At 68.2% G+C, this 23,026-nt stretch carries 22 protein-coding genes; 8 read left to right on the top strand and 14 right to left on the bottom strand.

Annotation, left to right across the window (positions count from 1 at the left end; all coding sequences use genetic code 11):
- Positions 1-15 precede the first annotated feature (15 nt).
- Positions 16-306: a DUF2695 domain-containing protein gene (locus DMP17_RS25695; protein WP_337830847.1), complete on the bottom strand. Its 291-nt coding sequence runs from the start codon at positions 304-306 to the stop codon at positions 16-18.
- Positions 307-577: 271 nt separating this feature from the next.
- Here DMP17_RS25695 and DMP17_RS25690 point away from each other — a divergent pair, with 271 nt between their 5' ends.
- Both DMP17_RS25690 and DMP17_RS25685 read left to right on the top strand, forming a co-directional pair.
- Positions 578-1,330, top strand: coding sequence for a DUF5710 domain-containing protein (locus DMP17_RS25690; protein ID WP_337830846.1), 753 nt, complete (start codon positions 578-580; stop codon positions 1,328-1,330).
- Complete coding sequence (locus tag DMP17_RS25685; protein WP_337830845.1) at positions 1,327-1,614, top strand: hypothetical protein; 288 nt, start codon at positions 1,327-1,329, stop codon at positions 1,612-1,614. Before DMP17_RS25690 ends, DMP17_RS25685 begins: the two co-directional genes overlap by 4 nt.
- A gap of 325 nt (positions 1,615-1,939) precedes the next feature.
- Here DMP17_RS25685 and DMP17_RS25680 read toward each other — a convergent pair whose 3' ends face one another.
- The 3 genes from DMP17_RS25680 to DMP17_RS25670 all read right to left on the bottom strand — a co-directional run bounded on the left by DMP17_RS25680 (position 1,940) and on the right by DMP17_RS25670 (position 4,837).
- A complete protein-coding gene (locus DMP17_RS25680) occupies positions 1,940-2,695 on the bottom strand; it encodes a GntR family transcriptional regulator (protein ID WP_337830844.1) in 756 nt (251 codons plus the stop codon).
- 186 nt (positions 2,696-2,881) lie between these two features.
- Entirely contained in the window at positions 2,882-3,337 is a 456-nt protein-coding gene (locus tag DMP17_RS25675; RefSeq protein ID WP_337830843.1) for an LLM class flavin-dependent oxidoreductase, read from the bottom strand.
- Between the two features lie 69 nt (positions 3,338-3,406).
- A complete protein-coding gene (locus DMP17_RS25670) occupies positions 3,407-4,837 on the bottom strand; it encodes a GDSL-type esterase/lipase family protein (RefSeq protein WP_337830842.1) in 1,431 nt (476 codons plus the stop codon).
- Positions 4,838-5,181: 344 nt separating this feature from the next.
- Between DMP17_RS25670 and DMP17_RS25665 the strand changes: the two genes are divergently transcribed.
- The gene (locus DMP17_RS25665) at positions 5,182-5,895 is read left to right on the top strand and encodes a PucR family transcriptional regulator (protein WP_337830841.1); all 714 of its coding nucleotides are present in this window, start codon (positions 5,182-5,184) and stop codon (positions 5,893-5,895) included.
- On the opposite strand, the gene DMP17_RS25660 is transcribed toward DMP17_RS25665, so the two are convergent.
- Complete coding sequence (locus DMP17_RS25660; protein WP_337830840.1) at positions 5,892-8,573, bottom strand: LuxR C-terminal-related transcriptional regulator; 2,682 nt, start codon at positions 8,571-8,573, stop codon at positions 5,892-5,894. The two genes, DMP17_RS25665 and DMP17_RS25660, sit on opposite strands and share 4 nt — an antisense overlap.
- Before the next feature lie 85 nt (positions 8,574-8,658).
- Between DMP17_RS25660 and DMP17_RS25655 the strand changes: the two genes are divergently transcribed.
- Positions 8,659-11,505: a LuxR C-terminal-related transcriptional regulator gene (locus DMP17_RS25655; RefSeq protein WP_337830839.1), complete on the top strand. Its 2,847-nt coding sequence runs from the start codon at positions 8,659-8,661 to the stop codon at positions 11,503-11,505.
- A gap of 41 nt (positions 11,506-11,546) precedes the next feature.
- Here the strand turns inward: DMP17_RS25655 and DMP17_RS25650 are convergent, their stop codons facing one another.
- The 3 genes from DMP17_RS25650 to DMP17_RS25640 all read right to left on the bottom strand — a co-directional run bounded on the left by DMP17_RS25650 (position 11,547) and on the right by DMP17_RS25640 (position 15,565).
- A complete protein-coding gene (locus DMP17_RS25650; protein ID WP_337830838.1) occupies positions 11,547-12,713 on the bottom strand; it encodes a serine hydrolase domain-containing protein in 1,167 nt (388 codons plus the stop codon).
- 118 nt (positions 12,714-12,831) lie between these two features.
- Complete coding sequence (locus DMP17_RS25645; protein ID WP_337830837.1) at positions 12,832-14,460, bottom strand: flavin-containing monooxygenase; 1,629 nt, start codon at positions 14,458-14,460, stop codon at positions 12,832-12,834.
- Positions 14,461-14,497: 37 nt separating this feature from the next.
- The gene (locus DMP17_RS25640) at positions 14,498-15,565 is read right to left on the bottom strand and encodes an NAD(P)-dependent alcohol dehydrogenase (RefSeq protein WP_337830836.1); all 1,068 of its coding nucleotides are present in this window, start codon (positions 15,563-15,565) and stop codon (positions 14,498-14,500) included.
- Positions 15,566-16,130: 565 nt separating this feature from the next.
- On the opposite strand from DMP17_RS25640, the gene DMP17_RS25635 reads away from it, so the two are divergent.
- The gene (locus tag DMP17_RS25635; RefSeq protein ID WP_337830835.1) at positions 16,131-16,667 is read left to right on the top strand and encodes a hypothetical protein; all 537 of its coding nucleotides are present in this window, start codon (positions 16,131-16,133) and stop codon (positions 16,665-16,667) included.
- 69 nt (positions 16,668-16,736) lie between these two features.
- Entirely contained in the window at positions 16,737-17,003 is a 267-nt protein-coding gene (locus DMP17_RS25630) for a hypothetical protein (RefSeq protein ID WP_337830834.1), read from the top strand.
- 19 nt (positions 17,004-17,022) lie between these two features.
- Here DMP17_RS25630 and DMP17_RS25625 read toward each other — a convergent pair whose 3' ends face one another.
- Entirely contained in the window at positions 17,023-17,565 is a 543-nt protein-coding gene (locus tag DMP17_RS25625; protein ID WP_337830833.1) for a hypothetical protein, read from the bottom strand.
- A gap of 76 nt (positions 17,566-17,641) precedes the next feature.
- On the opposite strand from DMP17_RS25625, the gene DMP17_RS25620 reads away from it, so the two are divergent.
- Both DMP17_RS25620 and DMP17_RS25615 read left to right on the top strand, forming a co-directional pair.
- The gene (locus DMP17_RS25620) at positions 17,642-18,601 is read left to right on the top strand and encodes a hypothetical protein (protein ID WP_337830832.1); all 960 of its coding nucleotides are present in this window, start codon (positions 17,642-17,644) and stop codon (positions 18,599-18,601) included.
- Positions 18,598-19,407: a hypothetical protein gene (locus DMP17_RS25615; RefSeq protein ID WP_337830831.1), complete on the top strand. Its 810-nt coding sequence runs from the start codon at positions 18,598-18,600 to the stop codon at positions 19,405-19,407. Before DMP17_RS25620 ends, DMP17_RS25615 begins: the two co-directional genes overlap by 4 nt.
- Before the next feature lie 126 nt (positions 19,408-19,533).
- Here the strand turns inward: DMP17_RS25615 and DMP17_RS25610 are convergent, their stop codons facing one another.
- The 5 genes from DMP17_RS25610 to DMP17_RS46460 all read right to left on the bottom strand — a co-directional run bounded on the left by DMP17_RS25610 (position 19,534) and on the right by DMP17_RS46460 (position 22,863).
- A complete protein-coding gene (locus DMP17_RS25610; RefSeq protein ID WP_337830830.1) occupies positions 19,534-19,788 on the bottom strand; it encodes a hypothetical protein in 255 nt (84 codons plus the stop codon).
- Between the two features lie 44 nt (positions 19,789-19,832).
- A complete protein-coding gene (locus DMP17_RS25605; RefSeq protein WP_337830829.1) occupies positions 19,833-20,261 on the bottom strand; it encodes a hypothetical protein in 429 nt (142 codons plus the stop codon).
- Positions 20,262-20,471: 210 nt separating this feature from the next.
- Entirely contained in the window at positions 20,472-21,230 is a 759-nt protein-coding gene (locus DMP17_RS25600; RefSeq protein WP_337830828.1) for a hypothetical protein, read from the bottom strand.
- Between the two features lie 22 nt (positions 21,231-21,252).
- Positions 21,253-21,684, bottom strand: coding sequence for a hypothetical protein (locus DMP17_RS25595; RefSeq protein ID WP_337830827.1), 432 nt, complete (start codon positions 21,682-21,684; stop codon positions 21,253-21,255).
- 1,023 nt (positions 21,685-22,707) lie between these two features.
- The gene (locus DMP17_RS46460; protein ID WP_374203857.1) at positions 22,708-22,863 is read right to left on the bottom strand and encodes a transposase; all 156 of its coding nucleotides are present in this window, start codon (positions 22,861-22,863) and stop codon (positions 22,708-22,710) included.
- Positions 22,864-23,026: the final 163 nt, after the last annotated feature.

The following is a 23,026-nucleotide window of genomic DNA, read 5'->3' as shown; positions in this document are numbered from 1 at the left end:
GCGCGAGCTGCACGATCACCTGTCGAACACGATGCCGGGATCGCAGTTCATGACGATCTCGCAGTCGCAGTAGCCCCCCAGCTCCCGAAGTCCTGGGAGGAAGAAGTCCGGAGCGATCCCGTTGCGCTCGGCCCACTGCTCGGCGTGGCGGGTGTCGTGGAAGCAGCCCTGCTCGACGACGAGTTCGTCGGTCGCGTCGACGAGGTCGGACAGCTGTTCCTCGGTGAGGGCGCAGTGGGCGATCCGGGCGTCGCGCTCGCTGCGCTTGTACTGATCACGCAGTTCGCGACGGCGAGCCTTGTCCACGACGGCCTCCCGGAACGGATGGGGTCACCCCGTACAAGTGTCGACCGGACCGCTGGGAACAGCGAGTACCCGTCACGGTGACGTTGTGGGCTGCGAGTCGGCTCTGGACCGGGATGGGGCCGAACAGCTGTCCGCAGCGCGTTCACCGTTCGCGATCGGCGCCGCGTCGGAACGGCCCTGATCGGTGTCGGCCGGCGGAGCCGCAAACTGTCGGTGCCCGCTGTCATCCTCGGTTCGGCAGGTCCACGACCGCCGGCGTCGAGGAGCGCAGATGACGACGAACGAGACCACGAGGAGTCCGCAGAGGCGGGCGTGGCTGGACGTGCCGTTCAGCGAGAAGGACCAGGCCAAGGCGCACGGCGCCCGCTGGGACCCGGCCGCGAAGCGCTGGTACGACCCCCGGCCGCCCACCGGCGGGCTCCAGCCCTGGGCGGCGCTGCCCGACGTCCCGGACCTGTTGCCGGGGGAGGATCGGTCGTTCGGGTCCGGGTTGTTCGTCGACATGATCCCGCGGACCTGCTGGTTCACCAACGTCCGGACCTGCGTCTCCCCGCAGGACTGGGAGCGACTGCGCCGGATGATCCTCGGCCGCGCCGGGCACCGCTGCGAGGCGTGCGGCACGACCGAGGACCGCGCCGCGCGCCGGTGGCTGGAGGCGCACGAGCGCTGGAGCTACGACAACCGCACCGCCACCCAGACCCTGCGCCGGCTGATCTGCCTGTGCTCGCCGTGCCACCTGACCACTCACCTCGGGCACGCCAACGTCACCGGCCGCGCCGACGAGGCCTTGACCCACCTGCGCCGAGTCACTGGCATGACCGACCAGCAAGTGTCCCGCCACGTCGATGAGGCCGGTCGGCTCTGGACCGAGCGTTCCGCGCGAACCTGGCACCTGAACCTGCGGATGCTCACCGACGCCAGCGTCACGCTGCGCCGCCCCGAAACACCGGCACAGCGATCCGACACCGCGTACCGCGTTCTCCACGCCCGTCGCGCCGATGACCGAGTAGGACGGCGATCATGAGCATGTACGCCTTCCACCTTGAGGGGTGGGAAGACCTCAGCACCTGGGGCCGCGACGAGGACGTCTACTACGCCCAGCTGATCCGCAACGACGCGTCTGACGACGAGGGCCCTCAGATCTGGATCAGCCCACCGCAGTACGTCATCCACGACATCACCGAGCTGGTGCGCATCGTCGCCAGCTCGGTCGGCGAACCGGCCGAACTCATCGACGAAGCGATGGGTCGAGGCCTGGCGCTCACACGAGGCGAGCGCATTCCGCCGGTGGCCCGACGCCAGCGGTAGCGATTAGAGAATGCGCTGCCCCACCGGGGAGAGGTCGAGTGCCCTCACACCTATTGATCTGCTATATCCTGCGCCTCGCCAGTCTGGAACTGCGAGCTGTCGATATCGCTTTTCTGTCGGTACTTGATGGCCAACATGGCCAGGAGAACTCGTTCCGGCATCCGTCGATGCCGACCGCGAGACACTCGCACTCGGGGGCGCCAACCTCTACTCCAGCCTCTTTGGCACGCGAAGCGGGCGGTGATTGAGTACAGCCTCGGCACCAGGGCGATCCACGTCGAATTCGGTCAACGAGAGTTGATGGACGAGCGCCGCCTCGCGAGTGCTATTGATACGACGCGTTGTCTCCGTTGGTGGTGCTCTCTCTGGGCGCGTCCAGGGCGCTCTGAGCGGCGGCATGGCGTGCACCGAGTATATGTGACCGCATCGCAGCTTCCGTGAGGACGGGATCGCGTCGCTCGAACGCGACCAGGATGTCGTGATGACCTGCGGTGCTGCGGCGCAAGTCGGCATCCGAGTAGTGGTGGAACGCCTGGGTGACCAGTGGGGTCGACGACACGGACACGAGCAAGGCGCGAAGACGAGCACTGCCGGCTGCGTCGAGAACAGCGCGGTGGAACTCGCCGTTCGCGGCTACCGCCCGATCCAGTGCCGACTCAGCCGCGTCCGATCCCTCGCGGCCCTCGGCGCGTAGCCGGGACAGCTGCTCGCTGGCCGTAGTGAATGCGCGGTCGTGCTCGCGCAGGGCGGATACGACCTTCGACGACGGGCGAACCGCCGCAAGTCGGGCGCCCTCTCCCTCGAGCAAGGCTCGCAGCCTGTACACCTCGTCGACATCGCGGACGGTCCACGCGCTGACGCGAGCTCCGCGGTTGTGGACAATCTCCACGACACCCTCTGCCGCTAGTGCGTAGAGCGCTTCGCGCACGGGCGTCCTGCTGACGCCGAGAACCTCCGCCAACTGTGTTTCGCGTATCCACTCGCCCGGCGGTAGCGAACCGCCTGCGATCTCGTCGCGGATCCAATCGTAGGCCGTCGAGCGTGCCCCCCGGGCCGGGTGCCTGGTACCTGTGCTAGGCACGAGATCTCCGATCCTCCGGCAACGGTTGTCTGACAGCTACCGAGTGTAGGAGACCATGCGTCGATCAGAAATGATCGACAGATCTGGTGGCCTCGTTCCCGTGTCCGCAGCGAGAGCACTCGAACAAGGAGCCAGAGGGCCGCTGACACGTCGTCTTGGCGGCCCTCTGGCTCGTGCGGTGCTGCGTCAGTGGCGCAGGCCGATCTTCTTCATGGCGGGGATGACCTCCTCGCCGAACTGCTTGACCTCCTTGGCATAGTCCAGGAAGCCGAAGATCGCCCCGGTCATGCCAGCCTCCTGGTACTCCGCCAGCTGCTCCGCGACCTGCTCCGGCGTCCCGACGATGTTCGGTCCACCCCAGCTGGCGATGAAGCGCTCCTGCATCTCACGGATCTGGGTCGCGAACGACTGGCTCTCGATACCCAGGGTGTCCATGATGATTTGCGCGCCCGGCCAGTCACCGTTGTCGATGATCTCCTTCTGAGCGGCCCTGGCCTCCTTCTCGGTCTCCCTGCAGATGACCAGGGCGTAGGTCCAGACGTCGACGTCGCGCTCGTACTGGTCCTGTTTACCAAGGTGAGAACACCCGTGCCGGGACAGTTCGCGGTTGTGCGCGGGCGACGGATACGTCCTCTGGGTCACGGTCTCGAACGACGAGGCCGCTGCGGGGGAGCCCTCCCGCAGCGGCCTCTATCGAGGGATCAGCGTGGCTCAGCCGTTCGCCATCTGATCCAAGAACTCCTGCGGGATCGACTCGGCCATCTTCTCGTACCCGGCCTGGTTCGGGTGCAGGTTGTCCAGCGCGTCGAACTGCAGCGCGATCCAGTCCGGGACCAGCGGATCCCGGATGGCGGCGTCGTAGTCGATGACGCCGTCGAAGTATCGGCTGCCCTCGCCGCGCAGCCACTCGTTGACCTTGTTGCGCTCGGCGACTGCCTGCGGCAGCGAGTACTGGCCATAGGGCGTCGGGCGGAGCAGGTTGCCCGCCGGCGTGAGAGTGCCGATGTAGAACGGGACGCCCTTGGCGTGCGCCCGTGCGGCGAGCTCCTTGTAGGCGGGGATGAGCTGGTCGGCCGTGGCGGTGCCCAGCCCGTCCTGGAAGATCGCGCCGCCGATGTCGTTGATGCCCTGGAGGAAGATCACGCCGCCGATGTTCGGCTGTTCGAGAACTTCCTTGTCGAAACGGTCCAGCGCGGACGGCCCGAAGCCCTGGCTGAGCACCCGACCCCCGCTGATGGCCTGGTTGGTGATCGACAAGTTGGCTGTGTCCGGGTTCTCCTGAACGCGGCGTGCGAGCGCGTCGGGATAGCGGCCGTCGGTATTGCCGTCGGAGAGAAAGCCATCAGTGATCGAGTCGCCGAACGCGACAATCGTCTTGTCGCCCTCCTCGCCCTCGACCTGGATGCCCGTGGCGTAGTAGACCGCGGTCGTCAGGGACGAGGTGAAGCGGTTCGGCACGATACCGTTCTCCGTGAAGTTGGCGTCGTCGGTCTGCGCCGTCTTGTCTCCCGGTGTGGTGAAGAAGGTCTGCATCGAGTTTCCGTGGACGGTCGCCGGTCCCTGGCCTGCCGGGACGAACATGCTGACGACGACGTGATCGAGCGCCTCTGTCTCCAGCGGAATGGGGTCGCTGAGGACGTCCCCTCCCTCCGGGATGGTGACCGAGTCGCTGCCGTCGAACGTGACCGGCACGGGCGCGCCTTCGACGTCGGCGCCGCTGTCGCCAGCGCGCTTGCCGACGGTGACCGTCGGGAACGTGACGTCCTGGTTGCCGAACTGGTTGGACAGGCGGATCCGCACGGCATCGCCGCCCTGGTGCAGATACATGACCTGTCGAACGGTCTCGTCGTTGAACGCCGTGATCGGAGGGGTGATCTGCTTCAGCAGCTCAGCCTGATTGGTGCCGCTGACCGTTTCGGCGCCGAACTTCCCCAACGTCGATGAGCCCTGCGGTGAGGCCGACCATGCCGTGACCCAGTCGCCGTCGCCACCGCTGCCGTGGCCGCCGGACTCCGAACCGAATCCGTTGGGCCCTGCCATGGCCAGCGGTGCGGCGAGCAGCGCTACGGCCGTAGTCGCGGCCGCGATGGTCCCCGCTCGTGCGCGACGGGTGCGCCACGCTCGTTCCAGTTTTCTCCGCACGTGCGGTCCTCCTTGACCTGCTGAACTCATGTGCCCGGAGTCGCCGATCCCGCCGCAGGCAGATTGCGGCGGACGTTCGATGTCCACCCGGGAGCTGCACACGATTTCGGCATCGTGTGCTGCCGACGGAACGAGTCGTTCGGAGTCGACGTGACGGTTCGAAGCAAATATTGTCGACCTCGACAATATTTGTCTTAGGGGACAATGACGGCTGTATTGTCCGTCAAGACAAAGTTGCTTCCCGGCCGGGTGAAGACACTTGTCTTGATTCGATGTCCAGGTCAGCGGAAATGACTACTCCTTCGGGTAGGGCGGTCCCTTGTACCTCGATGGAGCATGTTTTCGTGGGCGAGCAGGTCTTACGGTCGACGGCCACGGACGTCGACGAGCATCGTGGCGACGGCCAGACTCGATTTCGTTTGGCTCGTATCGTGGTCGACGACGTGTCAGATCTCGAAAACGCCGCTGCCGTCGTCGTTCGAGCGTTCGCGCATGCGTCGGTCGAACTGGCGGCCAGTGTCCCGGCCGAGCGTTTCACGCTTCGGCTCACGCATCCCGGCCCCTGGTCCGAGTCGGTCGCAGATCTGCTGACTGCTCTTGCAGATCTCCCGATCCGTCGTGCTGTGGTTCTCGACGATCTTGTCACCGGGGACGCTGTCCCCCGCAGGGTCAAGGAGGTTGACGACGTGATCGACCGTACGAACCAGCGACAGCGGGCGACTCGGATCGCAGATCTGTGGCCGGCCTACGTAATCGATCGGCTCCGCGAATCTGCGGCCGAGCATCCGTATCTGTTGCGCGGGCCCGTCGATGCCTTGTACCAGCTGGACGCGGTCGGGCGCTCCGAATACGTCCGCTCGCTCTCGGCCTATTTCGACCATTCCGGGGACATCGGTGCTGCGGCGACATCCATGTTCATGCACCCGAATACGTTGCGCTATCGTCTCCGTCGGATGCAGGAACTGACGTCGCTGGACCTGTCCGATCCGATGGCTCGGCTCGTGGCAGAGATGCAGCTGCGCATCCGCGGCGGATACCTTGACCCTGCGGGGTCCTAGCGCATCCGTTGACGGCTGGCGGCGATCTGGACCGCGTCGACTCGGTTCCGTGCTCCGAGTTTCGCGTAGATGTTCTTGAGATGATACTTGACCGTGTCCGTGGTGACGAAACTCGCGCGGGCGATCTCGTCGTTCGTCATAGAGTGACTCAGCATCGATACGATCTGCTCCTCCCGCGGAGTCAGCGGTTCGTGCGGCGCCGAGGGAGCGCGGAGACGCTCGGAGGACGGCGGTAACGCGTCGTCCGAGTCGGGTACGAGCCGCTCAAGTAGTGAACGGCGGTCGGCCGCTGCGCCCGTCGGAGGGGCCGTGTCGAGCGCGGCGCGATGGTCGTCGAGAAGCTCTAAGAGCAGGTCGCCCTCGTCGAGCAGGCCCTGGACGCACCAGCCCGGGCCGGCCAGATCGAGGGCCACGGCGAGACGTCGCTGGGCCAGTCGTCGCTCGCCGGACGCATTGTGCGCAAGAGCGGTCAGGACCAGCAGTTTGATCTGCCGTAGTACACGGCCCTGCCGGACAGCAACTGTCATCTCCTCAGCGAGTAGGCCCAACGCTTCGGTCGTGCGTCCGGTGTGGACGAGCAGCCGAGCGGCTGAGATGTGCTCGTCCTCCGTCTCCTCCGAGCATCGGACGATGGGGCCTGTGCCACCCATGGCTGGGGCGCCCAGTACGAGCGCGGCGCGTTCGTAACAGCCGCCGATCAGGTCCATTCGGGCCTGCTCGATCGCCAGCAGCCGGGCCGCACGCGGCCATTGGTGGGCGTGGGCAAGGCCCTGACCGCGTTCGAGGACCACAGTTGCCGCGTCCGGCTCACCTCGCAGAGCATGAGTACGCGCAACCGCGCGATGGGCCAGCACGAGGTAGTCGTGGATGGCGCCAACTTCGATGAGTTCGCGAGACCGCTCGAACTCGAGCAGTACGCGATCCAACTCGCCCGCTTCATAGAGCCCTGCGATGTGTCCGCACACCAGGCAGGCCTCGGACAGTGATCCGTCCGACGGCTGGATCGCCGCTTGCCTCGCCTCGGCCCAGAGATCGAGTGCGTCGGTCGCGCGCCCCTGCGACAAACGCACCAGTGCGGTCTTGCCGACCGAGTACGCGAGCGCGAACGGCGAGCCGGCCCGCCGGTTGAGCGTGCGACCGAGCGCGAGGACGTCGACCGCACCCTGAAGGTCTCCCTCGGCGAGCAGGCGGTAGCCGCGGCCGTTGCAGACGACGCCGAGCTCGAACGTGCGGAACCGGGTTGCGGCCTGCTCCCGACCGGGATCGATCCCGCCCCAGCAGCGCTCAGCCTCGACCACGCGGTCCGACAGCACCTCGAACACACCCTGCGCTACGGACGGGTCCGCGGACGTGTCCCCGCCGGCGGGCTCCCACAGGGCTAGGAGCTCGTCGCGCTTGCGGTGGCGGGACAGGAAGGCCAGGGCCCAGAGGATCTTGACGACGACGTCCGGGCGGCGGCGCAGCACATCGGCCTCGAAGACGGCCAGCCAGCGCTCGACGGTGATCATATGGCCACTCGGTACCAGCTCGTCGAGCCACCGGTCGAAGACGTCCGCGGCGGCGTCCTGCTCGCCGGCCTCGATGCGGTGTCGCAGTGCCTCCTCCCACAGCTGCTGGTCGGTGAACCAGGCCGCCGCTCGTCGATGCAGCTCTGTCGCGCGGGACGGGGCGACGCGGATCAGGTGCGACCGCAGGAAGGATGAGAAGATCGCGTGATAGGTCATCCAACCGGCGTCCGACGACAGTCGGCGGACGAACAGCCCGCGCTGCTCCAGTGCCCGGAGCATGTCCGCCGAGTCGGTACGACCGAGCAGCTCGTCGCACAGGTCCGGGCGCATCTTGTCGAGCACCGAGGTGGCCAGCAAGAAGTCGTGTATGTGCGGCTCCTGGTAGCCAAGGACGTGCTCGGCCAGGTACTCGGTCAGGTAGTCGCGGCTCGGCACGTCGGCCGTCCCCAACCGAGGCAACAGCTCGCCCGATCCATAGGCCAGCCGGTACAGCTGCAGGGCGGCCGGCCACCCTTCGGTGGCATCGACGATCGCGCGCAACTCAGCCCCCCCGGGCCGTGGCCCGACGGACTGGTCGAAGAACTCCCGCGTCTCCACCGCGTCGAACCGCAGGGCCGACGCGTCGACCAGCACCACCTCACCGGACAACAGCAGCCGCGACGAGAACACCGGCGGCAGGAAGCGGGTGCCGACGAACCAGCGGAGACCCGGCACGGGGCGGTTCGTGAGGTCAGCGAGCAGATTGAGGGCCGCTGTGTTGTGCACGAAGTGCAGGTCGTCGATGAACACCGCGGCCGTCCGCCCCGCAGCGGCGAAACCGGCAGCCAAATCGGCGGCGACACCAGTGCCACTGGACAACGATTCGCGGACTGCGCCGCCATTCAGCACGTCGGCGACCTGGGACAGATGCTCGTGCAGGCGCGCGGCGTCGTTATCGGTCCCATCGAGGGTGAGCCAAGCGGTCTCCGCCCCACGCGCGCGACATGCAGACTCCGCCTGAACCATGACCGAGGTCTTTCCGTGCCCGGCGGGAGCGTGCAGCACCACGAGCCGGGGTTCGTGCGGAGGCGCGACGATCCTGCCGAGCAGTCCGTGGCGCGGGATGGCGTTCCAGTGGCCCTTCGGGACGGCGTGCTTGTGCCCCCCGGTACGCGAACCGGTCGAGCTCACGATCACCACCTCGTCATCGTCGACTCCAAGAGTAGAACACTCTGTTCGTCCCACTCGGGTGCACCGCAACGATCAGGATCCGCTCGTGCTGATCGAAGCTGATCACCGGCCCAACTACCCGTTCGGGTGGGTCAAGTCCGGGGTGCGCGTGCGAACGTGGCTGTCGTCACAGATCGGCAGCCCGGGTGGGCCGGTTCGGAGGACGTCAATGACGACGGCAGGAGCGGCAATGTCGCCGACCATCCCGACGGGCCCTCTGCCGCGCCGCAACGCCGCACGTTTCCGTGCACCTGAGTACGTGCGCAACGTGATCAACCGGCGCCGCCTGCTGGACGAGTTGGAGGCCGCCGGCGCCAGGCAGCTGACCGTGATCCATGCCCCGGCGGGCTACGGCAAGACCACATTGGCGGTGCAATGGCTTGACGCTTTGCGGACAGGCGGGGCGTCGGTGGCATGGCTCGGGCTGCATCGTGACGACAACGACCCACACTGGTTCCTGTCGCATCTGCTGGAGGCCGTGCGGCGGGCTCTACCGGAGATGACGGATGGGATCGACGACCTGGTCGAGCTGATCGAGCAGAACGCCGAGGACATGCAGAGTTTCACCCTGTCGGCCTTGTTAGAGCTCGTCGCCGCCAGTGGTGAGGCCCTGGTGCTGGCGCTCGATGACTGGCATCTCGTCGACGACGAAGCCGTGCGACGCGCACTTGTCCAGGTGCTGGACTTCGCTCCGCCGAACCTCTCGGTGGTGCTGACCAGCCGCCGTCGCCCGAAGCTGCCGTTGAGCCGGTTGAGGGTCAGGGGTGCCCTTACCGAGATCGACGCCGACGTCCTGCGTTTCGATCTGGCCGAGTGTCGCGAGTTCCTAGTGGAACTCAACGGCCTGTGCTTGGAGGGTGCGGACGTCGAGCGGTTGTCGATCGGAACCGACGGCTGGGTCGCAGCGTTGCAGCTCGCATCGCTGTCCCTGCGCGACAGTGCCGACCCGGCCGGCCTGATCAGCGGCTTCTCTGGCCGACACCATTCCGTGGGGGAGTACCTCGCGGAGAACGTGCTCGATGCTCTCCCGACGGATCTCCTGGACTTCCTGCTCGCGACGTCGGTGTGCGACCGATTGTGCGGGGACCTCGCGGGTGCGCTCGGTGAGCGCGACGACGGCCAGACGATGCTCGAGGAACTGGAGACGCGGGACCTGTTCCTCCGGCCGTTGGACACCGAGCGGGAGTGGTTCCGCTACCACCATCTCTTCGCGGACTACCTGCGTCGTCGTCTCGATCGCGATCATCCCGGGCGAGCTGCGGTCCTGCACGGCCGTGCATCGCGCTGGTTCGCGGGCAACGACCTCGTGTCCGAGGCCGTCGCCCATGCGTTGGCTGCAGGCGACGTGTGGACGGCGACCGATCTGGTCGAGCGGAACGCGATGTACCTGGTCGAGCACAGCCGCATGGTGAGCCTGCTCGGCCTTATCGGTCGGCTGCCCCCGACCGCTGCCGATGACCGACCCGGTCTTCTGATGGCGGTGGCATGGGCGAACTGCCTACTGCAGCGCACGGAGGCGGCACAGTCGTCTCTGAACCTCCTGCGTCCCCTCCTTCCCGACGGCGTCGAACATGAGGAGATGCGTAGCGAGGCCGACGTCGTACAAGCCTGCATCGACATCTACGGCGACCGCACCGACCGGGCGGAGGAACTGGTCGCCGTGAGCCTGGACCGGCATCGCAGCTACCGGCCGTGGGTGGTGGCGGTAGCTGCGAACATCCAGTCGTTCTGCGACATCCACGCCGCACGGTTCGCGCCCGCGCGGGATCGGCAGCGCTGGGCACGGCCGTTCCACGACCGCACGACCGGACCGTTCGCCGGTGTCTACGGGCGTTGCTTCTCTGGCGTCGCAGCCCTGTCGACACTCGACCTCGCCGGTGCGGAGGAACAGCTGCGCGGAGCGGTCGTACTGGCTCGCGGGTCCGCCGGTCGTCGTTCGCATGCCGCCCAGCTGGCGGGCGCCCTGCTCGGGGAACTGCACTACGTCCGCGGTGAGCTCGGCGAAGCCGAACGGCTGCTGAGCGAGAGCAGCGAGCTCGGAGCAGAGAGCGGCGTCGTCGATTTCATGATCGCCAGCTTCGTGTTGCTCGCCCGGGCCAAGGCCCATCGCGGAGCGGCCGACGAGGCGGCCGAGCTGCTGACCGAGGGGACGCAGGTTGCCGACCGCCTCGGCCTGACGCGCCTGCGTGTTGCGATCGGAGCGGAGCGGATCAGGCAGTTCCTGGCCCGAGGCCGGATCCGGGACGCGCGCCGAATCGCTCGGGAACTGCCCGACGGCTCTTCGCGGCACGGCGGGATCGGATCCAGGATCGACCAGCTCCGCACCTCTGCTCTGGCGGCGGTGCACTCGGCCGAGGGCGATCATGACCGGGCCGTCGCACTGATGGAGAATCTCGTCGAGGAGGCGACCGCACGCGGGCAGAATCGTGATGTCGCGGAGCTGTCGGTCCAACTGGCGGGGATCCAGGAGCGGGCCGCGCGCCCCATGGCAGCTGACCGCACCCTCGGCGGTGTACTGGGCTCCATCCTCGACGCCGGTGTTCCACAGATCGTCCACGACGGCGGCTCCGACATCCGGGCGATCCTGCGCCGGCTCGCCTCCCGATCCGGTGACAGCACCGGGCACGACGCTCTGCTGCCGGTCGAGCGTGTGACAGGGCTGCTCGATGTGGCCGAGCGATCGATGGACGATCCGTCCCTCGATCTCACTGGCCGTGAGGTCGAGATCCTGGGGATGCTCGACGTGGGCAGCAGCAACCAGCACATCGCGGACTCGCTGCACGTCACGGTGAACACCGTGAAGTGGTACCTCAAAAACATCTACGCGAAGCTCGGCGCCACCAACCGTACCCAGGCCGTCTCAGTCGGACGGCGGACCGGGCTGCTGGATTGACCCGGGCCGGGGCGTCGGAGCCCCGGCCCGGGGCTCACCACTCACAGCGCGGCGTAGACCGCCTGCTCATAGTCTGCGTAGAGGCCCAGCGCCCCGGGCGTGATGAACGGCAGCGAGTTGGTGTAGATCGACGCGGTGATGCCGGTAGTGCGATCGACCCAGAAGTGGGTGTTGAACAGCCCGGCCCACGCCCCGGTGCCCTGTTTGCGTCCGCCCGGCACGTCGGTGGTGTTGAGCAGAAGGCCCCAGCCCCACTTCCAGCCCGGGCCGAGGTCGAACGGGCTCCCGACTATCGCCGGGTCCGCGGACGGGATTGCATGCGGGAAATCGAGGTTCCCGATCTGGTTCGTGAACGCCTCGTCCACCGTCTCGCTCGTCAGGATGCGCTCACCGCCGAGCTCCCCGTTGCGCAGCAGCATCTGGGTGAAGCGGACGTAGTCACGCGGGGTGGAGTGCAGGCCGTGTCCGCCGGCCCACCACTGCGGGTTGTCGGGCAGGACGTTGCCTGCCGAGGCCCAGCCGCCCTCACCGGGTACGTGCACGGGGGTCTTGTTGCCCTGGTGGGCGTCGCCGAGGGCGAACATCGTGTCGTTCATACCCAGTGGGCCGGTGATGTTCTCCTTGACCACCACGTCGAGCGTCTGGCCCGCGACGGCCTCGACGACCCGGCCCAGCCAGTCGGTGTTGATGCCGTAGGTGAAGCGCTCGCCCGGGTCGTGCACCATCGGCGCGCCGAACGCGGCCATGTCACCGGGCACGACGTTCGGGGTGCCGGTGACCTGCTCGAACCGCCCGATGTTCTTGTCCCAGAACCAGTACGCCAGCCCCGAGGTGTGGGTCAGAAGGTGCTTGACGGTGGCCTTGGTCTTCGGGGCGCGCAGCTTCGGGGTGTCGCCGTCGAAGCCGTCCAAGACCTGCACGTTCGCGAACTCGGGGACGAAGTTCTCGACGGGTGCGTCGAAGTCCAGATCGCCGCGCTCGCGCTGCTGCAGCGCCGCGGTGGTCGCGACCATCTTGGTCATCGACATGATCCGGAAGTGCGTCGAGGTGGAAACGTCGCCGGACTCGCCGGCGACGCGCGGCCCGAAGCCGCCCTCGTAGATCACGCCGTCGCGGTCGGCGACGATCGCCGCGACGTGCGGGACCGAGCCACCGTCGACGCCCGCCTTCAGTACGCCGTCGATGGCGGCGCTGTTGATCGTTGTCATGCTCGACCTCCGTGGGTCGCAGGGGAGTGACCGGCGCCGGTCGGATCCGGCGGCCGGGAGGGAAACGGGCGGCGGCCACCGGACCATCGGCCCGGTGGCCGCCGCCTGCTGGGGACGGTCAGGTTCGCGCGAACGTCGGGTAGCCGTTCGCGGCCTCCTCCTCGCACTTCTGCCGGTAGGTGCCGACGCCGCCGATGTAGGACAGCATCCGGCGCGGCTTGCCGGGCACGTTCGAGCCCAGGTACCACGACGTCGTGTTCGGGACCAGCGTGGCGCTCGCGAGCTCCTCGTGGTGGGCGACCCAAGCGTCCTCGCCCTCTTCGGTCGGCTCGATGGTCGACTTCCCCTCGGCCCGCAGGTCCTTGATCGCCCCGGAGATCCACTCGGTCTGCTGCTGCAGGCAGGTGGTCATGTTGCACAGCGCCGCGGACGGCGCGAGCGGCACTGCCGTGGTGAGCAGGTTCGGGTAGCCGTGCTTGGCCAGGCCCATCGTCGTCTTGATGTCCATGCCCCACTCGTCGGCCAGCGAGCGCCCGTTGCGGCCCCGGATGTCGATCCGGGTCAGCGCGCCGGTGCCGGCGTCGAAGCCGGTGGCCAGGATCAGCACGTCGAACTCGTGGTCGGTGCCGTCGGAGAGCCGGATCCCGGTCTCAGTGATCTGGGCGATCGGGTTCTTCCGGACGTTGACCAGGTCGACGTTGTCCTGGTGATAGACCTCGAGGTAGCCGTTCTCCAGCGGCACCCGGTGGGTGCCGAACCCGTAGTCGGTCGGGACGAGGGTCTCGATCAGGTGCTCGTCGCCGTTCAGCCGTTCGATCATCTTGTTGCGGACGAACTCGGATACGGCGTCCGAGATCTCCTGCACGAAGAACATCTCGCCGAACCCGGCCAGCCACAGCTTCAGCGAGCCGTCCTGGTAGATCTCCTCGAGGATCTGCTGGCGCTGCTCCGGGGTGCAGTCGGCCCACGCGTGCTCGAAGTCGTACTCGAAGCCGGTGAACGTGTGCGGGATCGTGGACTTCAGCTCGTCGAAGCGGCTGTGGTACCAGTCCTGGTCCGCTTTCGTGTAGGTCGGGTTCTTCATCGGCAGCGCGTACTGCGGCGTCCGAGCGAACACCGTCAGGTGCCCGACCTCGGGTGCGATGGTCTGGATGATCTGGATGCCGGTCGCGCCGACCCCGACGACGCCCACGCGCTTGCCGGCTAGGTCGAGCCCCTCCGCCGGGTAGGAGGAGCTGAACACCAGCTCGCCCTTGAAGTCGTCGGTGCCCTCGATGTTCTTCAACGGCGCGGACAGCATCCCGGCGCACGAGATGAAGAACTGGGTGTCGACGACGTCACCCTGGTCGGTGTGCACGATCCAGCGACCGGTGTCCTCGTTGTAGTGCGCGGCGGTGATCCTGGTGTTGAACTGGATGTTCCTGCGCAGGTCCAGACGGTCGGTGACGTAGTGCATCCACCGTTCGATTTCCGGCTGGCCGGGGAACTTCTGGCTCCAGGCCCACTCCTTGTAGAGCTTCTCGTCGAACAGGTACTGGTAGATGTAGCCCTCGGAGTCGAAGCGGGCGCCCGGGTAGCGGTTCCACCACCAGGTGCCGCCGACGTCGCCGGCCGCGTCGAACGTCTTGACGTTCAGGCCCTGCTCGCGCAGTTGGTGGAGTTGGTAGAGCCCGGCCACGCCGGCGCCGAGGATCACCGCGTCGACGGTGTCGGTCACGGTGTCGGCCGACGGAGTCGCTGCAGTCATGGTCTGGTCCTCCTGGGTTCTCGTGACGCGCGGACGGTCAGGGGAAGGTGATCAGCGGCTTGATCACGCCGTCGGTCTTGTCCTGCATCATCTGGAAGGCGGGCTCGATCTCGTCGAAGCCGAAGCGGTGCGTGGTCATCGGGGTCGGGTCGACGCGGCCGGACCGCAGCAGCTGGAACAGCTTCTGCATGCGGTTGTTGCCGCCGGTGCACAGGCCGGTGTGGATCGACTTGTCGGCCATCCCGAGACCGAAGGCGTCCAGCGGGAGCTGCAACGGGTTCGGGTTCTCGCCGTGGTAGCCGATGTTGGACACCCGGCCGCCGGCCTTGGTGACCCGGAGGCAGGACTCGAACGTCTGGGGGAAGCCGAACGCCTCGATCGCGGCGTCGACGCCCTCGCCACCGGTGAGCTCCATGATCTGGGCGACCGGGTCGCCCTGGGTGAAGTCGACGATGTCGTCGGCGCCGAACTGACGGGCCAGAGCCTGGCGCTCCGGACGGGACTCGACGGCGATCACGCGGCCGGCGCCGAGCAGGTTCGCGCCGATCGTGGCGGACAGCCCGACCGGGCCCTGGGCGAACACGACGACCGTGTCACCGAGGGAGATCCGGGCGTGCTCGACGCCCATGAACCCGGTGGACAGCATGTCGCAGCAGTAGGCGGCCTTCTCGTCGGACAGGTCGTCCGGGATCGGCGCGAGGTTGCCCTTCGCGGCCGGGACAACGAAGTACTCGGCCATGTTGCCGTCCATCTGGGCCGTGTAGCGGTAACCACCCAGTGGGCCGCCGCACTGGCTGGTGAACCCGGACTGGCAGTAGGAGCAGCGGAAGCACGGGGTGACGGCGTTGACCGCGACCCGCTGGCCCTCGGTGAACCCGTCGACGGCCGATCCCAGCGCGTGGATCACGCCAACGGCCTCGTGCCCGAGTGTGGCCCCTGGGGCGACCGGCAGGGCGCCCTTCACGGTGTGGACGTCTGAAGTGCAGATCAGCGCGGCGGTCGTCTTGACGATCGCCTCCTCCGGCCCGGGTTCGGGGATCGGCTTGTCGACGACCGCGGTCTTCCCGACCTCTGGCATGACGAACGCGCGCATGGTGTTAGCCATTCGCTCTCAACTCCTGTGGTGAGCAGCAACAAGTCGAGATGAACGTTGGCAGCGGTGGATCGCGGCGCACCCACCCCGACGGGTGGTCGGATCGCGGCGATGCGGGTAGGCAGACGCATACGGTCAGCGGTCCAGGCGGCTGCACGCTGCGGCCCTGGCTTAGCCCTTCGCCGTGGTTTGGAGCGTTCGCACCCGCGGCCGCGTGCACCGACTATTAGTGGGCCGGATGCGCACACGCGCTCGTGAGCTGGAGGCGTGGATGTGAGCCGGCCGCACAGGTGGTCCGGTGCGTACTGAGTCCCACGGCGGATGAGACCCGCTCAGGGCCGCGCGGCCGTGAACCCCGGTGGAACGCCTACGGCGTGGCCTGACGGCCCGGTGGCTTACCACGACCGGTCTCCCGGTCAAGGGCGCTGTGCGTCGCTGCGCGACCGGACTGCGTCCGGCCCTTGACCGCGAGCCTCGCCGGCCGCGGTGGGACGCCTTGCGGCGGCGGGGAGCAAGCGCCCCGCCACCCCAAGGGGTACCCGGGCCGACAGGCCCGACCGTCGATCGGGAGGCCAGCGTGAACACCAGCCAGCACACCGCCCACCAGACCGGACATAGCGACGCGGAGCAGGCCGCGCGCGAGGGAGCCGCGGGCGCGGTCGCGATGATGGGGATGGTCCTGCGGGTCGCCGGGCCGGTCGCGGTGCGGGTCGACATGCGGTTCGCCGGGACCCCGGAGCGCCAGCTCGGGTTGTCGCTGGGGTCGGTGCTGGTCTATATGCGGTCGCACTTCGTCGCGGCCCGGATCGCGCGGCAGTGGGCCGCGGCGGCGCCGCTGGTCGCGCCGCTGCCGACCGTCCTGGCGGGGCGCAGGCGCGAGGTGATGGCCCCGACGGGGCCGTGGTCGACGGCGGTCATGGTGCGGCTCAACGGGGTCCCGAACGTCACCGGCGGGGTGATCGAGCCGCAGGCGGGCACGGAGGCGTCGCGGATGCTGCGGATGCGGGTCGGTCCACTGGTGTGGGAGGTGTGCGACGCCGAGGCCTACTCGGCGCTGCTGCGGGGGTGGAGGCTCGCCGAGCAGATGCTGTCTGTGGACAGCGACGACCTGTAGCCGCGGGCTGTGGACAACCGGGGCCCGGTCGCTGGCGCGACCGGCCCCCGGCCCGTCATCGTCGCGGGCATGAGATGGCAGGTGGGTGTCCTGCGGGACGGTGCGGAGAACATCGACTGGACCGCCGCCGGCGATGAACCGGACTGGCCGCGCGCACGCCGCCGCGCGCTGGACGAGCTGCACGCGCTGATCGCGGCCGAGGACTGCTGTCAGGAGTACAGGCTCCTGGTCGACTCGGTGCCGGCGATCGTGTTTCCCGGGATCAACGAGGACCGCAGCCTGGACGTGTCCGTTGTCGACGACGTCCTTGCAGCCGATCGCGATCGTCGGTTCTGACCCGTTCCGCCGCCCATCCTCAACCGGGCGGCCAGACGATCGATCTCCGAGCGTGTTCCGGATCGATGGTCAACATGGCCTTCTGCGCGAGCCACCAGTTCGACGGCATGTCATCGTCGCTGTTGCGTTGTCGCATCACTGCGCCCTTCCGTAGCCACTGACGGAGTGCTTCGGCCACGGCGTCGTATGGGGCGTCCTCAGGCACGGGCAAGCTGCGGATCATCAGGTCGACGCGTCGACCCGCGAAGGTGAGCCAGCGTCTCAACTGCGGGTGCTCGAAGGCGGGCGGGTACAGATTCCTACTGAGGGACGACGAGCCGAAGTCCACCTGACGCTTGCGTTGCCCGAAGCGAAAGGCAACGCCCGGGATCGTCGCGTAGAAGGTCCACACGTCGAGATCCTTCACGCCGGTCGTCTCGTCGATGGCGTGCAGCGCCCCGCCTTGAGCAAGGACGACGGCGACTCGCCGATCTCGGTACTCGGGCCGGCCGGTCGGTCGTGTGAAGTGGCGATGGTCGTCGTCGGCGATCTCAGAGAGGCGGGCGAGGTGGGAATCGGTCAACGGTGCTCGTGAGCGCGGCGATCTCACATCGGTCACGTCGGGAAGTCTGCACGACACATTGAGGAATGATGTCCAGGTGATCGACGAGTTGGGCGACCCTTGGATCTGCGAGTCTCGAATCAGCGAGGCCGCCACTCTGACCGTGTGCACAGGGCTGACGCGGGCGCAGGTGCTGGATGCGTTCAGCGCTCACCACGAGTCGGAACCGATGGGCGACGTCATCGAGGAGTTCACGACCGACCCGTGGGTGGCCGTCGCTGATCTCGGTGACGGGATCGTGCTGGCGTTCGAGGACAACGGCTGGCAGGGGGCGTACGCGCCGACGTTGCGACGTGTCTCGGTAGCGGGTCGTGTCGCCTCGGTGTACTGGAACGTCAACGCTGTGCAGACCCTGTCGTTCGCCGAGGCGGGTGCGGTGCTGTCGTCGACGACGGACTACGGATGGATTCCGATCGACGCCGGTGGACACTCCACGGTCGTCGAGGCGATCAGCGGTCTAGACTTCTCGGACTGGAGGACCCAGCGTGAGCGGGCCCTGGTCGCCGTCGCCCGGTTCACCGGGCGACACGTCCGACGGGCGGACGTGGATGCCGTGCTGGACGCCGATCGTGCCCACCGGATCCTGCCCTGGCTGGACGATCACTACCCGTCCAGCGCCGGGTCCGATGTCCGCACACGCCGAGAACTGGCCGGGTCGCTGTGCGGCCCGGGCATGGAGGCCGTGGGTTCGCTGCCCGACGACGCCCTGCGTGATCTGGCCTGGACCCTCGCGGAGGGGGTCTGCGGCGAGACCGGGCTGCTCGCCGAGGATCCGGCGGCGGGTGAGTCGATCGCCCTCCGCGCGTTGACACCGCAGGCCGAGCTTGCCGCCCGGGCCTCGACGTTGAGCACCGGTACCCACGTCACCGGCTGGGCGGTGTTGCACGACGCGAGCAATCCGGACGCTTTCAACGCAGTCCTTCAGGTGCATTCGCGTGCCCGGTTCGCACTGCCCGGGGCCGACGACGTCCTGCGCCTCGCAGCGGGTTCGGCGTGAGCACCGATCGGGCGGTCGACGAACCCGCGGGCGTCGGGCAAGTGTGGCGGATCGACACCGCAGCGTGGTGGTCAGGCCACCCGATGACCCCGCGCGGGGTGGACCCGCAGGTGTTCCTGGATGAGCAACTGATCACGGAGTGGGTGCCCACGGAGCCTGCGTCGGAGTGGATGTGTCGGCGCGAGATGACGGGCCGACGTGTCTGGCTCGCGGGGAGCGAGGCCGCCGCCCGCGCAGCCGGTGTCGACCGGGCCCCGATGTGGCCGGTCGGGCAGTGGCGGGCCCCGTTCGGCGACTACTTCGCCGTGCCGGACCGTCGCCCGGCAGCGCCGCCGGACGGCTGGTGGTCGTTCCCGACGCCGGAGTTCCTCGCCGGTCTCCCGCGCACCCGCGCCGCGCTCGACACCCGGTTGCGCGCGGACAGCGCCGCGTCGGGCGGGGTCGGGAACGACCCGTTCGGGCTCGCACGGCGGACGCTGGGCTGCGGGCGGGTCACGGTCGACCTCCGTGGTCCGCTCCTGGAGGTCGTCGACTCACTCAGCGGGGTTCGACGCCGGCCCGGCCCGGCGGGCACGGTGCTCTACACAGCAGATGTCGGCGACGTCCGCTCGGAGATGCTGGTCGACGCGGACACTGGCGACTTCCGCGGCAGTCGTGACGTCCTGCTCAGGCCCGATGCGTCCGGGTGCGCGGCGGGCACGACGGTGTCGGCGACATCGGTGCGGACGACCGTCGTGGACCGTCTCGGTGGTGGCCCTGAGCCTCACGGTGCCGAACGCGCGCTCTGGCCGGGACTACCGAGTTGACCTGAAGCCGGCAGGTCACAGCAACCGGGAGTTCGCCTGAAGCGGCCTCTCCTGATCCAGGAGCCGTCGCCCGCCCGGGGGCGCGGGTCGCGCGCCGATGCACCCGTGCCGGCCGCTCGCAGACACTCACTTACGACGGAGCGTCCAACGTCGGTGGTGGAGGGCGGCGGCGACCACGATGCCCGACACCAGGCCGACAGCGGGCATGAGCAGCAGCGCCGGGGACCAGTCGTAGCTCAGGCTCAGTACAGACTCGTAGGCGCTGTCGCTGTGTCCTGATCCGTAGGACACCACCTCGTAGGACAGCGTGGGGGCCAGCACGGTGCAGAGAAGGCCGAGGAGCGCGCCGAATCCTCCGAGGACTATCGCTAGGGGACGCATCGTCCCATCGTGTCGGGCGACGTCTTCCCGGGCCAATGTGGGGCTCAGGCGCACGGTCCCTGTGGGGTCGTGGCCGGTTCGAACTGAGCTGTGCCTCCCGGCCAGCGGAACACCGCGATGTCGGGAGTGGGGAGCGACATCGCCCCTTCCAGGTACTGGTCGGGGCCGATCTCGGTCTCGGGGGTCAGAGGGTCCGTGGCCTCGGGCTGGGCGATCCACGTCCTGCCGGCGAACTGCGCGGTGCGGATTCCGCAGTGGACGTAGAGGTGGTACTCGTAGCTGACCCCGAGTCGGGCATCGGGGACGGTGCCGTAGTGCACGAGCGGCGGTTGGCCGGGGATGTGTTGGACGCTGGTCGGTACGGGGACCGGCGGCACGCTGGCGGGCGGAGTCGGCGGTGGTCCGGTCATGATCGGTGCGATTCCCTCATGCTGTGTGCACCCGGTCAGCAGAGCGACCGACACGATGAGCACGGCAACGACCCCGACAGCTCCGGAGAGTGGGCGCACGCCGCGACCGTAGCCGTCCCGAGGTCGGTCCTGACGGTTCCGTGCGAGTCGGATCGGCAGAAGGCATCGGCACGGTCGCCGAACGCGCGAACGCTGAGGCCGGACGTGTCGAACAGCGCCGGTGTGGGTCGACGCGTGTCGTGGGGGAGCAGGTGCACCTTCATTCAGTCTCTTTCAGGAAGGGACCGGAAGGTAGGGGGCGAAGGTGGTGCGGTGGGCACGACGGTGCCAGTCGGGGAGCGGGACCAGCCCGAGCAGGATGCTGTAGCCGGTCTCGCGGGCGGTGGTCCCGTCGCGGCGGGGGATGAGCAGCCGCGAGCGGCCGGGTCCGCGGAGCTCGACGATCCGACCCGTGATGGCGGCGTCGACGATGTCGCGCAGGTAGTCGACCTGGTCGCGGTGGCGGTGGAGCGTGAAGTGGTGTGACCCGATCTCGACGGCGACGAGGTTCTCCGAGTAGTCGTCCCAGCCGACGACGATGCCGTCCCCGTATCGGGGACGCAGGACGACCTCGTCGCCGTCGACGGTGACGAGGGCTCGATCGTCGTGTTCGTGCCGCACGTAGTCGATCAGCCGCCGTGTCGCTGCGGTGAAGGGATCAAGCAGGTGGTCGGGGATCCGGACCGCGGAGGGGCGGATGCCGTCGCGGGAGAGGATCGCGGCGACCTCGTCGCGGAGCTGCTGCACGTCGAGATCGATGATGCCGAGCTCGGGGTCGTGCAGTTCCGGGTCGGTGGTGTAGGCCTCGACCGACCCCCACATGGTCTCGATCGTGTCGTCGAACCGGCCGAACCCGTGGCGGGCTCCCCGGCGGTAGTGGTCCAGGAACTCATGTTGGAAGGCCGGTCCATTGATACGACCGTCGAGAAAATCTTCGGCCAACGCGACGACAGCCGCGCCGCGGGCGTCTCGCCCTTCCTGGCGACGTCCCACCGTGACCTCCCGAGTCAGCGGATCAGTCGGCCTCGAGGTGGAGTTCAGAGCCCGGAAGGTCTGAGCAGCGACGCGCGAGGACCAGCACGGCGTCGAGTAGGTGGCGTGTCGCGGAGCCGCCCGTGGTCGTTCTGAGCGCGTCGAGTTCGTGGATCAGCTGGGGCATATCGTTGCTGGTGAGGCGCAGGTCCCTCCACGGGGGTACCCGCTGCAATGTCGGTGACCTGGCCTGCCCGCACAGCTTCCGGAAGATGTCGTCATCGTCGAACACGCTGTCGACGACGGTGAGCCGGCGACGTCGTGGGCTGGTACCGGGGTTCTCGACGTGAACGAGGTTGACATCCAGGCCCACCGCGACGGCCTCCTCTTCTCGATCCGTTGGCCCGAGCTGGAGGATGGTGATCGGGCGGCTGGCGCGTCCTGATGGAACTCGATCGGGATCGGGCTTCTCCACGAGGGGAGACCGCGCAGGAGGGAAGGTATCGCGACACGCCAGGATGTCACCGACACTCCGCGAGTCTGTTGGTCGGGTCTGGTCCCCAATGCATGCTGTCGGGGTGGGTCGATGTGGCACGGGTCGTGGCACGAAATTGCGGAGCACGCTTGTGTGAGGTGAGCACGGTGAACCGCGTGACGTGCGGGGTGATGCCCGCCGAGCACCCCGAACCCGGTGAGCGACCTACTCGTAATGCGTAGGTCTGGGGTTCGACTCCCCAAGGCGGCTCCGCAGGTCAGGGGCCTTATCCGGGCCTCTGACACCCCCTCTGAATCCGGTCCGTGGCCTCCTTTGTGGCCTCCCGGTCGCTCTAGCTTCGGGGAGTGCCTCCCTCCAAGCGCCCACGCCCACGTCGGCGGGGCACCATCTCCTGGCTCCCGAGCGGCTCCGCCCGGGTCAAGGTGTACGGCGGGGTCGACCACCTCACCGGGCAGAAGATGTGGCTGCGGGAGACGGTCCCCGCCCGCGGGACGGACGCCGAGACCGCGGCCGAGGCCGAGAAGGTCCTGACCCGGCTGCTCAACCAGGTCGACGAACGCCGTAGCCCGCGCACCGAGGTCACGGTGAACCAGCTCATCGACCGCTGGCTGGACGTCATCGACGTCGAGCGGAAGACCCGCACCGGGTACGTCAGCAAGATCGAGAAGCACATCCGGCCGACGATCGGTCGCCTCCAGGTCGGCCGGGTCACGGCCGAGACTCTGGACACCCTCTACGCCCGGATGCGCCGTTGCCGGGACCACTGCGGCGGTAGGTCGTACGTCCAGCACCGGACGACGCGTGAGCACGCCTGCGACGAACATTCTCCTCGCCGGCGGTGCGAGAAGGACGTCACCGGGAACCCGAACGCGGACTGTCGGTGGTGCGACCGGGCCTGTGGAGCGCACGTGTGCGTCCCGCTCGCCGCCGGGAGCATCCGCGTCGTCCACGCGATTCTCAGCGGCGCGTTCCAACGCGCAATCCGCTGGGGCTGGATCGCCGTCAGATGCCGTCACCTACACAGCGGCGGTGGTGTTTCCACAGCGTCTGCCACGGCCCGAACTCGACCGGGACGTCGCACCAGGCCAGTCCGCACCGGAACCGGTAGATGATCCCCTCGACCACCCGACGATGGTCAGCGAACGGGCGCCCCGCCATCCCGTCCGACGAGGACAACAACGGCCCGACCCTGGCCCACTGGGCATCGGTCAGGACCGCACGACGCGACACCTGACGATCATCGCGCAGCCCCGACCGACCAGGTTAGGAGACACGCCCTCGCCGACACGGATCAACCACAGTCAGAGCAGTCCCTTCCTCT

The organism is Pseudonocardia sp. TMWB2A (assembly GCF_017312135.1).
Note: the sequence above shows the minus strand (reverse complement) of the source record. Positions and strands in the feature narration are given on the sequence as shown.